The organism is Sphingomonas albertensis (assembly GCF_014358075.1).
In the GTDB taxonomy this organism is placed as follows: domain Bacteria; phylum Pseudomonadota; class Alphaproteobacteria; order Sphingomonadales; family Sphingomonadaceae; genus Sphingomonas; species Sphingomonas albertensis.
On sequence record NZ_JACONT010000002.1, the window covers coordinates 129,333 to 144,907 of the forward strand.

9 protein-coding genes are annotated in these 15,575 nt (G+C 65.1%); 4 read left to right on the forward strand and 5 right to left on the reverse strand.

Translation table 11 applies throughout. The features are described 5' to 3' along the window. The first annotated feature begins 23 nt into the window (after positions 1 to 23). Entirely contained in the window at positions 24 to 2,750 is a 2,727-nt protein-coding gene (locus H8S47_RS01710) for a DUF5695 domain-containing protein (RefSeq protein WP_187502208.1), read from the forward strand. A gap of 144 nt (positions 2,751 to 2,894) precedes the next feature. On the opposite strand, the gene H8S47_RS01715 is transcribed toward H8S47_RS01710, so the two are convergent. The 5 genes from H8S47_RS01715 to H8S47_RS01735 all read right to left on the reverse strand — a co-directional run bounded on the left by H8S47_RS01715 (position 2,895) and on the right by H8S47_RS01735 (position 12,664). Next, the gene (locus tag H8S47_RS01715) at positions 2,895 to 5,186 is read right to left on the reverse strand and encodes a DPP IV N-terminal domain-containing protein (protein ID WP_187502209.1); all 2,292 of its coding nucleotides are present in this window, start codon (positions 5,184 to 5,186) and stop codon (positions 2,895 to 2,897) included. Continuing rightward, on the reverse strand, positions 5,183 to 7,654 hold the full coding sequence (gene galA / locus H8S47_RS01720; protein WP_187502210.1) for a beta-galactosidase GalA: 2,472 nt from the start codon (positions 7,652 to 7,654) through the stop codon (positions 5,183 to 5,185). The genes H8S47_RS01715 and galA overlap by 4 nt, the downstream gene beginning before the upstream one ends. A 22-nt stretch (positions 7,655 to 7,676) precedes the next feature. Further along, positions 7,677 to 10,580: a TonB-dependent receptor domain-containing protein gene (locus H8S47_RS01725; protein WP_187502211.1), complete on the reverse strand. Its 2,904-nt coding sequence runs from the start codon at positions 10,578 to 10,580 to the stop codon at positions 7,677 to 7,679. A gap of 228 nt (positions 10,581 to 10,808) precedes the next feature. Beyond that, positions 10,809 to 11,984, reverse strand: a complete 1,176-nt coding sequence (locus H8S47_RS01730; protein ID WP_187502212.1) for an MFS transporter — start codon at positions 11,982 to 11,984, stop codon at positions 10,809 to 10,811. A gap of 62 nt (positions 11,985 to 12,046) precedes the next feature. Then, positions 12,047 to 12,664 (reverse strand): flavin reductase family protein, encoded by a 618-nt coding sequence (locus H8S47_RS01735; protein ID WP_187502213.1) that lies wholly within the window; start codon positions 12,662 to 12,664, stop codon positions 12,047 to 12,049. A gap of 51 nt (positions 12,665 to 12,715) precedes the next feature. Between H8S47_RS01735 and H8S47_RS01740 the strand changes: the two genes are divergently transcribed. From H8S47_RS01740 to H8S47_RS01750, 3 genes are read left to right on the forward strand one after another with little or no spacing between them, the layout of a single operon-like run. Further along, on the forward strand, positions 12,716 to 13,486 hold the full coding sequence (locus tag H8S47_RS01740) for a cytochrome b/b6 domain-containing protein (protein WP_187502214.1): 771 nt from the start codon (positions 12,716 to 12,718) through the stop codon (positions 13,484 to 13,486). Further along, positions 13,483 to 14,244 (forward strand): molybdopterin-dependent oxidoreductase, encoded by a 762-nt coding sequence (locus H8S47_RS01745; RefSeq protein ID WP_187502215.1) that lies wholly within the window; start codon positions 13,483 to 13,485, stop codon positions 14,242 to 14,244. Before H8S47_RS01740 ends, H8S47_RS01745 begins: the two co-directional genes overlap by 4 nt. A gap of 49 nt (positions 14,245 to 14,293) precedes the next feature. Continuing rightward, positions 14,294 to 15,520: an SAM-dependent methyltransferase gene (locus tag H8S47_RS01750; RefSeq protein ID WP_187502216.1), complete on the forward strand. Its 1,227-nt coding sequence runs from the start codon at positions 14,294 to 14,296 to the stop codon at positions 15,518 to 15,520. Positions 15,521 to 15,575 lie beyond the last annotated feature (55 nt).

The window sequence follows — 15,575 nt, forward strand, 5'->3', positions numbered from 1 at the left end:
TTTGACCCCGAGCGAGCAACGCCATGACAGCCTTCCGCCTCCTGACGCTGCTCCTGGCAACGACCGCGACGCTGCCCGGCGATGCGCAGACTAAGCCCGCCAAGCCCAGTTACCGCCCGATCGCGCAGACAGCGATTCGCACCCCCGCTTTCCGCCTCGCGCTCCGTAGCGACACGCAGACTCTCGCCCGGCTGTCGCCCGCCGCCGAGCCCGGCTTCGACTTCGTCCCCGGCGCCCGCGAGGCCGAGCGCGCGGGCGACGGCTATGTGCATATCGGCGACATCCACCTCCGCGCGCGACAATCCGGTGGCGCCTGGACCGACTTTGCCTCCGCGCAGCACCGCAAGGCGATTCGCCGTCTCCCCGCGACCGGCGCGACGCTCGCCGCCGCCGACATCACTGCCTCGCTCGGGATCACCAGTCCCTTGCGCGTCGAGCGTCGCTGGATCGACGACCACGGCGTCCTCGCGCTCCGCTTCACGCTGACCAACACGACGACCGCCCCCGTCGAGATCGGCGCGCTCGGGCTGCCGATGGTGTTCGACAACATCATCACCGACCGCAGCCTCGAACAGGCGCATGCGCAGGCGAGCTTCGTCGACCCCTATATCGGCCGCGACGCGGGCTATCTCCAGGTCACTCGCCTCAACGGCGCGGGTCCGGCGCTCCTCGTCCTCCCTGAAAAGGGCACGCCGCTCGAAGCCTACCGCCCGGTCCTCGAAGCCGCGAAGGCTCCCAAAGGCGACATTTTCACCGATCGCAGCAAGCGCGGCCAGACCTCCGAAGGGTTCTACGACTGGGCCGTCGCCAGCAAGGCCTTCGCCGAGAAGGAATGGGCAAAGGCGGGCGAGCAGTGGAACACGCCTACCAGCTTCACGCTTGCGCCCGGCGCGGCGCGCACGATCGGCGTCCGCTTCGTCACCGCCCCGTCGATCGCGGCCATCGAGGACACGCTTGTCGCCAACCACCGTCCGGTCGCGGTCGGCATCCCCGGCTACGTCGTCCCGACCGATCAGGATGCGTCGCTGTTCCTCAAGACGCCGCTACCGATCGCCAAGATCGAAAGCCTCCCCGCTGGTGCGCTCACCGCAACGCCGACCGCAAGCGCGAAAGGCTGGGCCCGCTACACCGTGCGCAGCAAAGGCTGGGGCCGCGCGACGCTCGCGATCACCTATGCCGACGGCAGCGTCCAGACGGTCAGCTATTACATCACCAAACCGCTCGACCAGACGATGGCCGACCTCGGCCGCTTCTCGACCACCCAGCAATGGTACGAGAACAAGGCCGACCCGTTCGGCCGCAATCCCGCGATCCTCGCCTACGACCGCGAGGCCAGCAAAGTCGTCACGCAGGACCCGCGCGTCTGGATCTCGGGCATGAGCGACGAAGGCGGCGCGGGCAGCTGGGTCGCGGCGATTTCAAAACAGCTCGACAACCCCGACCCCGCCGAGATCGCCAAGCTGCAACGCCTCGTCGACGAGACGATCCAGGGCGACCTGCAAGTCCCCGATGGGCCCCACGCCGGCGCGGTGCGGAAGAGCCTGTTCTACTACGATCCCGCCGCACATGCCGGCTATTACGACCCGACCGTCGACTGGAAGACATGGACGTCCTGGTCGAAGAAGGACGCGGGCGATCTCGGCCGCGCGTACAACTACCCGCACGTCGCGATCGGCCACTGGGTGCTGTACCGCGTCGCGCGCAATCACCCCGGCCTCGTCACCGCGCATCCGTGGCGCTGGTATCTCGACCACGCCTACCAGACCACAACCGCGATGATGCGCGACGCGCCCTATTACACGCAGTTCGGGCTGATGGAGGGCGACGTGTTCGTCGATATCCTCAAGGACCTGAAGCGCGAAGGCCTGACCGCCGAAGCGACCGAGATGGAGCGCCTGATGAAACGGCGCGCCGATCACTGGCGGACGCTGCGCTACCCGTTTGGCAGCGAGATGGCCTGGGATTCGACCGGCCAACCCGAAGTCTACGCCTGGATGCGCTATTTCGGCTATCAGCCGCAGGCCGACGTCACGCGGCAGGTGATCCTTGCCTACGACCCGACGATCCCGAGCTGGGGCTATAACGGCAATGCGCGCCGCTATTGGGACTTCCTCTATGGCGGCAAATATCCGCGGATCGAACGCCAGCTCCACCACTACGGCTCGACGCTCAACGCCGTCCCGCTGTTCGACGCCTACCGCGCCGACCCGACCGACCTGCGGCTGCTCCGCATCGCGTACGGCGGCATGATGGGCGGGATCGCCAACATCGACCGTGACGGCTTCTCCTCCGCCGCGTTCCACTCCGCGCCCGACATGATGCGATGGGACCCGTATAGCGGCGACTACGGCATGGGCTTCTACGGCCACGCGATCACCGCCGCGAGCTATCTGGTGAACGACCCGACCTTCGGCTGGCTCGGTTTCGGCGGCACTGTCGACCAAGCGGCGGGCGTGGTCAGTATCACCCCGAAGGACGGCGCCCGCACGCGGCTCTTCATCGCCCCCGCCGGATTGTGGATCACGCTGGAGGCAGGGAAGATCGCGCGTGCGACGTATGTGCCGGCGACAGGGGCGATCACGCTGACGCTTGATGCGGCGGCGAAGATCAATCCAGCCGCACGCGTGTTCGTCGAGACGACGACCAAGACCGGTCGGTCTTACACGATGGCAGGAGCCCAGTTCGAACGCGGCGGCTACACCGTCCCACTGGGATCGGCACCAATCAGTCTTAGCCTGTCACCTCAATAGTCAGAACACCACCCCGGCGGAGGCCGGGGCCCAATTGGAAAGGTCACCGTGACGAAGGACCGTCCATAGTCAGCGACGTCCCCCAATTGGGCCCCGGCCTTCGCCGGGGTGGAGCGCTCACGAGCTAGGTGCGTCAGCCCCCCTTCACTTCACCCCATTCCAATTCGGCACAGCTTCCCCCGCCAGCTCTCGCACGAAAAACCCGAACTGCCGCCGCGCGACATAGTCGATCGGCCCGGTCGAGCGCCCGACGCTATGCTCGCCACCCGGCACCGCCAACAACTCGAAATCCTTGCCCGCGCGGATCAGCGCATCCGCGACCTGCATCGTCGAGGCGGGGTCGACATTGCTGTCCTGGTCGCCGACGATCATCAGCAGCTTGCCCGTCAGTTGCGCGGCGTGATCGACGCCCGAGGCGGCGGCATAGCTCGCATCGACCGGCCAGCCGAGCCACTGTTCGTTCCAACTGATCTTGTCCATCCGGTTGTCGTAACACCCCGCATAGGCCACCCCGACCTTGTAGAAATCGCCGTGGAACAGCAGCGCGTTTAGCGTGCTCTGCCCACCCGCCGATGCGCCGTAGATGCCGACCCGGCCGATATCGTAGGACGGATCCTTCGCCGCCATCGCACGGTGCCACGCGATCCGGTCCGGAAAGCCCGAGTCCGCGAGGTTCTTCCACGCGACGTCGTGGAATGCCTTGGAGCGGTTCGCCGTCCCCATCCCGTCGATCTGCACGACGATGAAGCCGAGATCGGCCTGCTCCTGCATCCCGATCGCCTTGTCGCCACCGGAATGGAAACCGAACGGCCAATATTGCTTGGGCACGAAGCTGTCGTGCGGCCCCGCATAGATGTTCTCGATCACCGGATAGCGCTTGCTCGGGTCATAGTCGTGCGGGCGGACGACGACGCCCCAGATGTCGGTCCTGCCGTCGCGCGCCTTCGCGACGAACACCTCGGGCCGCCGGAACCCCGCCGCGCGCAACGCACTGTCGTCGCCCCTGGTGATCGTCGCCACCAGCGCGCCGTCGCTCGACCGGTGGAGTTCGCTGACGGTCGGCAGGTCGACCCGCGAATAGGTGTCGACATACAGCGACCCATCGGGCGAGAACCGCACGTCGTGATCCGCCTTTGCCGGCGTCAGTGCGGTCGGGTGCCGCCCGTCGAAATCGATCCGGTAGACGTGGCGGAAATACGGGTCTTCGCCTGTGTTCATACCACTCGCCGCAAACACAATCTGTCGCTTGGCATCGTCGACGGCGATGACGTCGCGCACCACCCAGTTTCCGGTCGTGATCCGGTTCTTTACGGCGCCGGTGCGGCCGTCGATCAGGTACAGATGGTTCCAGCCATCGCGCTCGGACGCCCAGACGATCTCGCGACCGTCCGCGCCGACCTCATGCGCATAGCGACGATCGGCATAGACAAACGTCTTCGCATCCTCGGTCACCGCGGCGTGCGCGACGCCGGTCTCCGCATCGACCGCGACGATCCGCGCCTGGCCGAAACCGCGCCGGACATAATCGAATGCCACACTCCGTCCGTCACTCCGCCAGCGTGGCGCGGAGAGTTCGTACGCATTGGGGAACAGCGCGTCGTCGATCACCGTCTGCCGCCGCGAGGCGAGGTCGAACAGCACTGGTCGCTCCTGATCGATCGCATCGCCAGGCTTGGGATAGAGCTGGCTTTGCAGCTTCGGCTGGAGTTGGTCGCGCGGCGACGACTCCACACGCAGCACTCTTCGTTGATACCCCGGACGAACGCGGTAGATCATGATGTGCCGACTATTCGGCGACCAGCGCAGCGTCTCGGGATCGTAGAAATTGCCCGCGCTGCCATCGACGCTGATCGGAACGATCGCCGTATCGCCGGTCTTGCGCACGACGAGGTTGTCGCCCTGTACGAACGCGGTCCAATTCCCATCGGGCGAAGCCTTCGGACTATTGTCCGCCGGCACCGATATATCGCGCACCACGCCGAAGCCGCGCGGCCGGCTGCGATCGACCGCCGCCTCGCAGCGATACACGACGATCCCGCACTGCCACCGCGTCTCGTCCAGCGAGAACGCAATGGCCTTCCCGTCCTCCGCATAATCGAACTCGGCGAACGGCAGGTGCATCGGATCGACCGCCTCGTGCCGCGCATTGCCGAGCGCCGCCGCAAGCTTGGCCGTGTCGAATGCGGGCGACTTGGCGAGCGTCTTCGCATCCACCGTCTCGAATACAAACCCGCCCGCGACCGTCTTCCGATACGAGAAGCGCCGCCCGTCCGGTGTCCAGTGCGCCGGCCAAGCGACCTCCCGCGTCAGATCCTGCCAAGCCCGGCGCAGTCCGATCGATCGCCGGAACGCGGCTTCGTCGGGCGCGGCCTGCGCCGCCGCCGAAGCGCACAACAGGATCAGCGCGAGCGCCCGCGACGAACGACGTACAGTCATGGGATATCCTTGGTCAGACCGATGAGCGGCAGCATCGCCGGCGCGAGGCCGTCGCCACGCGCCTCCAGCCGGATCGGCCCGCCCTTCGCACCCGCCTGCACCAGCGCCATGCACAGCCCGTTGAATGCCGAGCGCGACGTCGCATGATCGGGCTCCAGACTCCGCGGATCGCCGTTGCCGACGCCGAGCAGTGTCGCATCGCCCGTCAGCGTGAACGACACGCGATTGGACGCGGTAGGCATTTCGCACCGTTTCGCATCGAGGATAGCAACCCGCACCACCGCGACCTCACCCGGCGCCAATTGCCGCCGATCGCTCGACAGGCCGATCCGTGCCGCCGCCCCGGTCGTCTCGCGCACCGCGTGCATTACGCGCTTGCCGCCGCGATACCCGTACGCCTCGATCCGTCCTGGCGCATACGCCACCTGCCATTCGAGATGTGTGTTCTTCACCACCGCCTGCCGTCCGAGACTCCGTCCGTTCAAGACCAGCTCGACCGCCTCGCAATTGCTGTGCACCCACACCGAGACCGGCTGGCCCTCGCGCCCCACCCAGTTCCAGTGCGGGAACAGGTGCAGCACCGGCTCCCTGCTCCACCACGCGCGATAATAATGATAATTGTCCTTCGGGAATCCGCACAGGTCCATCTGGCCGAAGTTCGAGACATTCTCGGGCCAGCGTTCGAACGGCGTAGGCTCGCCGCGATAGTCGAACCCGGTCCATACGAATCCCCCGCTCAGGAACGGCCGCGCGTCGTAGAAACTCCACCATTTTTCCGCGGTCGTCGCCCATTTGGGAAATTCGCGGTCGTACGCGGGCACGAAGCCGGCCTTGTCGTCACGCGCATATTCGCCGCGGGTCATCACCGTGCTGCCCGTCTCGGTGCCGATTATCGGCATGGCGGGATGCGCGGCGTGGTACGGATCGATCGCGTCGAGGTAGTAATTGCACCCCATCACGTCGAGCACGCGCGACGCCCCCTCGCCGAACTTGCCGTTGAAAGCCTCCGTCACCGGCCGCGTCCCGTCGAGTTCGTACACTTTGCGCTTCATCGTCTCGGCGATCCGCGCGCCGGTCTCGGTGCCGCGGTGGATCTCCTCGTTGCCGATGCTCCACAGGATGATGCTCGGATGGTTGCGCCCCTGCCGCACCATCCGCTCGAGCTGCCCCAGCCCCTCGGCATTGCTCGACATCTGCCGCGTCTCGTCGATCATCAGGATGCCCATCCGATCGCACGCGTCGAGGATCGCGGGCGACGGCGAATGATGCGTCGAGCGATAGGCGTTGCTGCCCATCGCCTTCAGTTGCTCGAGCCGCCAGACGTGCAGGCTGTCGGGCACCGCGAAGCCGACCCCGGCGTGATCCTGATGGTTGCAGGTGCCCTTGATCTTGACCGGCTTGCCGTTGAGGAAAAACCCGCGGTTCGCATCGAAGCGGATCGTGCGGATCCCGAAGCTGCACGTGTCGCAGTCCACCACCACGCCATCGACCAAGATCTCGCTGACCAGCATGTAAAGATGCGGCGTTTCGAGCGACCAGAGCGCAGGCGCGACAATACGCGTCTCCTGCATCGCGGTCGTCTCGCCCCACGCCGGCAAGCCGAGCGGGTCCGCGAACAGCACCGCGACCGTCTTCCCGTCCGGACCGATCACCGTCGATCGAACCCGCGCCTCACACGCACGGCCATCATTCGCGATCTCGGTCGCAACCCGGACCGTGGCACCGCCGGCCTCAACGGAACAGCGCACGGTCGCACCCCATCGGCGGATGTGCGTCGGCGCAGTCTTCATGAGCCGCACGTCACGGTAGAGCCCCGCCCCCTCGTACGACCACGCCTCGCCGAGGCTCACGTCGCAGCGGATGACGAGCACATTGTCCTCGCCCGGTTTTGCGAAGTCGGTGACGTCGATCTCGAACGGCGCATAGCCACTTTCGTTCGATCCCACGACGAAGCCGTTGAGGATCACGACGCAATCGCGCGCCACCCCGTCGAACTGGAGCAGCAACCGCCGCCCCGCATCCGCCGTGTCGAGCCGGATCACGCGCCGATACCAGCCCACACTGGTCGCCGGCCACATCCGCCCGACCGGCTTGAACCCCTGGAACGCACCCGTGCGGTCCGCCTCGCTCCCCGCCGGTCCGAACTGCGCGAACGGCAGGTCGACCGCCCAGTCGTGCGGCAGCGTCACTGACTCCCAAGCGCTGTCGTCGAATTTCGCTTCGGCAACCGGCGTGCCGACATCGCCCGACTTGGCGTAGGTATCGTGCGAACGGCCGTAGCCGAAATCTTTCGCCGGATCGCTCGCGTGCCCCAGATGAAACCGCCACCCGGTCCCGAGCGAGACGATCTCGCGCGGGCCGACCGAGGGAGACGTCCCCACCGCACCGATCGGAACCGCAGGGACGATCGCGGCAAGCGCGGTCACGCCGCCCGTCTTCAAAACGTCGCGGCGGACCAAGCTCGTCATACCATTACCCCAGTCGTCGCCGTCAGAAGTTCACCGTGGCGCCAACGAACATCGTCCGTCCCAGCGTATCGTACACGCCCGGATAGGTGTTGCCGTTGCCGAACGACGACAGGATACCCGCTGCGATCGCCGGTGGATCCTTGTCGAACAGGTTGTTGACGCCCGCCCGCAACTGGAGCCTCTCGCCGACTGCAACGGTGCCCGCAAGATCGATGTAATTATACGCGGAGATCTTCTTGTTGATGACGCTCGGCGTGCCAGCAAGGAAGCTGTTGTCGGACAGCGACGACAGCGTGACCGCATCGGTATGGCGCCAAGAGACCGATACCGATGCACCCTCCGGCATTTGCCAGGTCGTCCGCATCGCATGCCGCCATGTCGGGTTGGGCTGGCCGCAGGTATAGCCGTACAGCCCCCTGCAATCGTAGCTGCCCAGACCCGCCAAGGGTTCGGCGGCCTGTTCGATCAGGCGCGTGCCGACCAGGTTCAGGTTGATCTTGCCGAGCGCGCCGATGCCGAACGTGTAGTCCGCGGTAATGTCGACCCCTGAGGTCGTCAGCGATCCGGTATTGTACGTCGTCGAGACGATATAGCCGTTGGTCCCGAAGATCGCGCCCGAGCGCGGATCGCGCGTGAACAGCCCACAATAGAACGGATCGCCACCCGCAACGCACTGGCTGATCGCGAGCGATGGATCGACCGAGCTGATATAGTCCTTCACCTTCACGTGGAAATAATCGACGGTCAGCGTGAAGTTGCGCAGCATCCGCGGGGTCAGCACGATACCCGCCGTATAGGTGTCCGCCTTTTCGGGTTTCAGTGCGACGTTCCCGCCGAACTGTGCCGAACACGTATCGGACGGACATTCGATGATGCTGCCATATTGCGCCTGCGTCACCCCGGTCAGCCGGCAGACGTCGAACGACGCGGTCGGCGATGCGCCGGAGCACGGGTCCTGCGCGGCGACGTTGCCGATCGACCGCGATCCGAACAGCTCGCCGATATTGGGCGCACGGATCGCGCGGTTGTAGCTGAAGCGAAGACGCGCATCCTCGGACGGCGCCCAGCTCGCTTCGCCCTTGTAGGTCCAGACGTTGTACTTCGACTTCAGTCCGGTCGATTGCTGGTCGTTGCGATACGCCGAATAGCGAAGGCCGCCATTGATGGTCAGCGCATGCGCGAACGGCAGGTTCTGGAGGACCGGAATTTCGATCTCGCCATACGCTTCGTTGACGGTGATGCGGCCGTCGGAGTCGGTCGCGCCCCCCTGTTCGGCTACCGCGTCCGCGGTGTAGTTCAGCGTCTCGCGGCGACGCTCCGCACCCAACGCGATGTTGACGCCGCGCTTCGCCCAGGGGCTTGTGATGCCGAACGTGCCGAGGTCGCCGTTGACGTTCGCGGAGATCACCGTGAGCGCATTGCGCGACGCGGTGTTGCTTTCCGAAAACAGATAGGCGGCCTGCGTGTCGGTGATCGCGTTGGGCTGGAACACGTTGACCGGTATGCAGGCCGGATCGCTGCCGTCGATCACCGATCGACAGGTCACCACACCGTTCACGTTGACCACGTCGAGCGCGCGCTGCGCCTTCACGTTGTCGACGTTGTTCATGTACGTCTCGTTGAACTTCACCAACGAATGCAGGTAGTTCACGTCGTACTGGAAACCGTGGCCGAGATCGCCGCGCACACCGGCGGAGTAGCGGTAATCCTGATGGCGGAGGTCGTCGCGTCGCGACTGCCCGTCGCCGAGCCGGTAGCCGATCAGCGTGTCCTGCGTCGCCGATGTCCCGCCGCTCGCGCCGCATAACGACTGTTGTTGCGCCGCGCTCATCAGCGGGTTGTCGCAGGGCACGGTGAAGCTCGTTCCCAGAAACAGCGCGGACGGCGCGACCTGCGAGAAGGTGTGATCCTTCATGTACATGAAGCTGCCATAGACTTCGGCGATCGGCGCGATCTCGAACTTGGCGAACGCACCGCCGATGTAGCGATCGTCGGACCGCTGGAGGTAGTTGGTCGGCGAGTAATTGTAGGCGTAGGCCGACGTGTAGGGCACCCAGTTCTGCGTGCCGTTCATGTTGTTGGTCAGCGTCTTGCCGGCGTTGGGCCCACCCAGTGGCGCAAACGTGCCATAGGTCGAGTTGCTCGAGCCGCCGCAGACCAAACCGGTCCCGGCGTCGTCAGCCTGGTTCAGCGCGCACGCGGACACGTCGCGATTGGCCTGAAGGACGGGCTCGGTGTGACGATAGCCACCATAGACGGTGACGTTCCCGCGACCGTCGGCGAAGTTCTTGCCATAGGCGGCGTTGATATCCTGCTTGCCGCCATCGGCTACGCGGCGCGTTGCATTCGCATACCCCGCCGCCGAGACGATATCGCGCACCCCGCTATTGTCGTTGGTATGAACGCCGAGACCCGATTGGACGTCAATGCGAAGGCCATCGAGATGATCCTTCAGCACGAAATTGACGACACCCGCCACCGCGTCGGACCCGTACACCGCCGACGCGCCGCCGGTCACCACGTCGACCCGGTCGATCAGTGCCGACGGCACGAAGTTCAGATCGATCGCCTGTTGCGGCAGCAGACGCTGACCGTTGAGCAGGATCAGCGTCCGGTTGGAGCCTAAGTTGCGCAGGTTGATGTTGGCGGTGCCGTCCGATCCGTTCGAGACGTTCTCGTTCGCATCGGCGGTGAACTGCGGCAGGCGGTTGAGCACGCTCTCGACGTTGACCGCGCCCTGATATTTGATCTCTTGGTCCGTCACCGATGTGATCGGGCTGTTGCTCTGCAGATCGGGGCGGCGAATGCGCGTGCCGGTGACGACGATCGCGCCGTCGGCGTTCGAATCAGCGCTCACCTCCGGTCCCGACACAGGCTCCGGCGCAACCTGTGCGTAAGCACCCGACGACAGCAGTAGCGCGACCATTGCTCCCACACGCGACTGCCGCCGCAAATTTTCAACATAAAATGTCATGGGTGCCCGCGCTCCTGTTTCGATGTTGCGCGCAATCCATCACGCCACCGAAACTAAGTCAAATATAATATACGATATCCCAAATCTGTTTGTGGTTGAGGGTTTGCCGGGCGACAATTCCACGGGGCGGGCGGCAGTGCGTGATCCGCTCGACGCTGCAGTGCCGCTAGCCGCACATACTCACGATCCCAGGGACGGAGCCTTTCGCGAGTCCAACTTCCAGGACAATGCCCAGATCGCGAAGCCGCCGAGAGCCAGCGCGGTGCCGACCCATCCGGTCGAAGGCAGGCCATAGCCTCCCGCGATTGCCAGGCCGCCAAGCCATGGCCCTATCGCGTTGGCCGTGTTGAACGCGGAGTGGTTGAGCGCCGCCGCCAGCGTCTGCGCCTCCTCCGCGACGTCCATGAGACGGGTCTGGAGGATCGTCGACAGCCCGCCCCCGCACCCGATGAGCAGCACCACGGGCAGCATCGCCCAGAGATGTGGCGTGGCCGGTGCGTAGAGGGCGAGCGCCCCTGCCCCGAACAGCAGGGTTATTCCCGCCGCAGGCATCAACGCGACGTCCGCGGCCTTTGCGCAGACCAATGTGCCGATCGTCATGCCAACGCCGAACAGCGCGAAGGCGACCGGCGTGAACGCGGACGATACGCCCGTCACCTCGGTCAGCGTCGAGGCGAGATAGGTATAGACGCAGAAGATCCCGCCGAACCCGACCGCCCCGATCGCGAGCGTCAGCCAGACCTGCCCGTTACGCAGCGCCGCTAGTTCGCCGAGCGGGCTGGCATCCTTAGCAGGCTGCAGGACCGGCGCGAATCTGACCAGCATCGCCACCGTCGCCGCGGCGATGATCGCGACGATCCCAAAGCCCCAGCGCCAGCCGAACCACTGGCCGATGCCATTCGCCAGCGGCACGCCCGCGATCGTCGCGATCGTCAGCCCGAGCATCATCCGCGACACCGCCCGCGACCGCTTCTCGCGCGGCACCATCGATGCAGCGACCAGCGATCCCACGCCGAAATACGCGCCGTGCGGCAAGCCACTCAAGAACCGGGCGAGCAGCATCAGATGATAGGTTGGAGCGAGCGCGGACAGCCCGTTGGCGATCCCGAGGAACGTCATCAACCCGATCAGCAACACCCGCCGCTCGATCTTTGCCGCCAACACCGCGATCGTCGGCGCCCCCACGACAACGCCGAGCGCATAGGCGCTGATGACATGCCCCGCCGTCGGCTCGTCGATCCCCAGCCCGCGCGCGAACTGTGGCAAAAGGCTCATCGCGGCGAACTCGGTGGTTCCGATCGCGAACCCGCCAACGGCGAGCGCGAGCAACGCCATGCGCGTATCGACAGGTTTCATGGGGGATCGCTTTCGTGAGTCGGTGAGGGCGCAAAATGCTGCGCCGCAGCATCAACCCTCTATCAGCCCGGCCGGCGCATCTTGAACAAGGAATCCTCCGTGATCGTAAAGTAATCCGCGGGGCCGCCGCCGCGCAGGATCGGGTTCGCGCGGGCCGTCTGGTACACGCCGTCTTCCAGCATTGACGAGTCGATGTGGATCGCGACAGCCTCGCCGAGCACCAGCCACTGGTCGAGTTCGCGGCCTTCCTTCGTCTCGAGTCGGATCAGTTGCGTCAGCTTGCATTCGAACTGCGCGCGGCTGGCGGCGACGCGCGCCGGCTTCACCTTGGCCGACTGCGCCATCTCAAGCCCGGCCAGCGCGAACTCGTCGACATCGGCGGCAACGTTCGCGGCGGTCGTGTTCATCGCCTCGCTCAGATCGCGGGACACCAGATTCCAGACGAACTCGCCGGTCGCCTCGATATTGGCGACGCTGTCCTTCCACCCCATCGACGAAAAGCCGATGATCGGCGGGGTGTAGTTGAACAGGTTGAAGAAGCTGTACGGTGCGAGGTTCGCCACGCCCTCGGCGGAGACGGTGCTGACCCAGCCGATCGGTCGCGGCGCGACGATCGCGTTGAGGGGATCGTGCGGCAGGCGGTGACCGTTCGCGGGTTCGTAAGAATGCCATTCGATCATGCGCTTATCCCTGCTAGGATCGGGTTCGACTGGCTATAGCGAAGGCCGCGCATGAACGATCCCATTGCCTACTCCGATTCCGTCCGCGGTTCCGTCCCTGGTTCCGTGGTAGTCGTCAAACGCCACAAGCTGGCGACGCGCATCTGGCACTGGGTGACGGTGGTGACGATGTTCATCATGATCGGCAGCGGGATCGGCATCCTGAAGGCGCATCCGCGACTGTATTGGGGCAAATACGGCGCGAATTTCGACGCCGCATGGACGACGCTCGACCAGTGGCCGAGCTGGTTGGTGACGTTGCTCAACCTGCTGACGATCCCGGCAAGCTACAACTTGGCCATTTCGCGGCGCTGGCACCTGTTGTTCGCGCTGGTGCTGAGCTTCGCGCTGCTCGGATTCATGATCGTTAGCCTGATCAACCGCCATTTCCAGCGCGACCTCCGCGTCCGCGCCGCCGAGCTGTCGCCGCGGGAAGTCGCGCATGACGTGAAGGAACATCTCGCCTTCCGCTTCCATGATCCCAAGCGGCCGGGCGCGTACAATACCCTCCAGAAGCTGTCGTATGTGGCGACGATCTTCGTGCTGATCCCGATGATGATCCTGACCGGGCTCGCCATGTCGCCGAACATGGACGCCGCATGGCCGTGGTTGCTGGACATTTTCGGTGGGCGGCAATCGGCGCGCTCGATCCACTTCATCGCGGCGACCGGGCTGGTCCTTTTCATCATCGCCCATCTCGCGCTGGTCATTCTCGCCGGTGCCTGGAACGAGGTTCGCTCGATGATCACGGGACGCTGGGCAGTGCCGGAGGACGCCGCATGAGTTCGCTGATTACCCGTCGATCACTCGTTGTCGGTGCGACCGTCGGCGCGGGTGCGTTGCTGACCGGGTGCGACAAGATCGCCGCGAACCCCGAGGCGCGTAAAATCCTGTTCATGGGCGAGGACATGAATCGCGGGCTGCAACGCGCGCTGACCAACCGCAACGCGCTCGCACCAGAGTTCAGCCCTGCGCAAATGTCGCCGATCTTCCGATCGAACGGCACGCGCGATCCGGGTACGCCCGGATACACCGCAATGGTCGCGAACAACTTCGCGGACTATCGGCTGAAGGTCGGCGGGCTGGTCGACCGGCCTTTGTCGGTCACCCTGCCGCAGCTCCGCCAGATGCCATCGCGCACGCAAATCACGCGGCACGATTGCGTCGAGGGCTGGAGCGCGATCGGTAAATGGCATGGGCCGAAGCTTGGCGCACTGCTCAGCGCCGCCGGGTTGCAGAGCACCGCACGCTACATCGTCTTCACCTGCGCGGACCTGTATCGGGGCACGCCCTATTACGAGTCCATCGACCTGATCGACGCGTTCCATCCCCAGACGATCCTGGCCTGGGCGCTCAACGACCGCGTACTCGACGTTGCACACGGCGCGCCCGTCAGACTGCGGGTGGAGCGACAGCTTGGCTACAAGCACGCGAAATACGTCATGGCGATCGATGCGGTGGCCAGCCTCGCCGGAATCGGCAAGGGCAAGGGCGGCTATTGGGAAGATAACGTGGATTATGATTGGTACGCGGGAATCTAAGCCGCCGCGGGGGTAGCGCAATTCCGTACCAGTCATTAGCTAAAGCGACATGGCTCTTTTCGATCGTTTCCTGGCCCGGCAGGTTAAAACCGGTGAACTCACGCTCATTCACGCGGACGGCACGACGAAGCATTTCGGCAAGCCCGACCCGGCCTATAACCCGGTCACGATCCGGCTGACCCAGTCCGGCGTGGCGGGCGCGATCGTCCGCCACCCGGCGCTCGGCGCAGCCGAGGCGTTCATGGACGGGCGCCTCGCGATCGACCGCGGCGACATCCGCGATCTGGTCAATCTGCTCAAGGGCAACAGTCCGTGGGAGCGTGGCGGCGGGCTCAATCCCTCGCTACCGATCAAACTGCTCGATAAAGTTGTCCACCGCGTCGACCGCGTGAACATGGCGCGCCGATCGAAGAAGAACGTCGCGCATCACTACGACCTTTCGGACCGGCTGTACGACCTGTTCCTCGATGCGGACCGGCAATATTCCTGCGCGTACTTCACTGACGCGGGCAGCAGCCTGGAGCAGGCGCAGAACGACAAGAAGGCGCACATCGCCGCCAAGCTCGCGATCCAGCCGGGGATGCGCGTGCTCGACATCGGCTGCGGCTGGGGTGGCATGGCGCTGTACCTGCACGCGAAGACCGGTGCCGAAGTGCTGGGCGTGACGCTGAGCGAGGAGCAGTTGAAGGTTGCGCGGCGTCGCGCCGAGGAAGCCGGGGTCGCCGACAAGGTGAAGTTCGAGCTGATCGACTATCGCGCGCTGACCGGGACATTCGACCGGATCGTCTCGGTCGGGATGTTCGAGCATGTTGGCCCGGCGCACTACAAGGCGTTCTTCCGCAAATGCCGCGACCTGCTGACGGACGACGGCGTGATGCTGCTCCACACGATCGGCCGGATGGGCGGTCCGGGCGTCACCGACACGTTCACGACCAAGTACATCTTCCCGGGCGGCTATAATCCGGCGCTGTCGGAGATCGTGAAGGGGTATGAGGGGCTGAAGTTCTTCCCGACCGATATCGAGGTGCTGCGCGTTCATTATGCGCTGACGATCGACCTCTGGTACGATCGGACGGTGGCTGCAAAGGACGCGATCGTCGCGCTGTACGACGAGCGGTTCTACCGGATGTGGACATTCTATCTGGCGGGCGCCGCGGCGGCGTTCCGGACCGGGGGGATGGTCAATTACCAGATCCAGCTGTCGAAAAGCCGGATGACGTTGCCGCTGACGCGCGATTATATGCTCGAGGGCGAGCGGGCCTTGCGCGAAGGCTGACCTGCCCCCCTCCCTGGAAGGGAGGGGCTGGGGGTGGGTTAGCTAATTGGAATGG

Coding starts and splice junctions, on each gene's coding strand:
- H8S47_RS01710 (WP_187502208.1), top strand. CDS start 24: ATGACAGCCTTCCGCCTCCTGACGCTGCTCCTGGCAACGACCGCGACG.
- H8S47_RS01715 (WP_187502209.1), bottom strand. CDS start 5,186: ATGACTGTACGTCGTTCGTCGCGGGCGCTCGCGCTGATCCTGTTGTGC.
- galA (WP_187502210.1), bottom strand. CDS start 7,654: ATGACGAGCTTGGTCCGCCGCGACGTTTTGAAGACGGGCGGCGTGACC.
- H8S47_RS01725 (WP_187502211.1), bottom strand. CDS start 10,580: ATGGTCGCGCTACTGCTGTCGTCGGGTGCTTACGCACAGGTTGCGCCG.
- H8S47_RS01730 (WP_187502212.1), bottom strand. CDS start 11,984: ATGAAACCTGTCGATACGCGCATGGCGTTGCTCGCGCTCGCCGTTGGC.
- H8S47_RS01735 (WP_187502213.1), bottom strand. CDS start 12,664: ATGATCGAATGGCATTCTTACGAACCCGCGAACGGTCACCGCCTGCCG.
- H8S47_RS01740 (WP_187502214.1), top strand. CDS start 12,716: ATGAACGATCCCATTGCCTACTCCGATTCCGTCCGCGGTTCCGTCCCT.
- H8S47_RS01745 (WP_187502215.1), top strand. CDS start 13,483: ATGAGTTCGCTGATTACCCGTCGATCACTCGTTGTCGGTGCGACCGTC.
- H8S47_RS01750 (WP_187502216.1), top strand. CDS start 14,294: ATGGCTCTTTTCGATCGTTTCCTGGCCCGGCAGGTTAAAACCGGTGAA.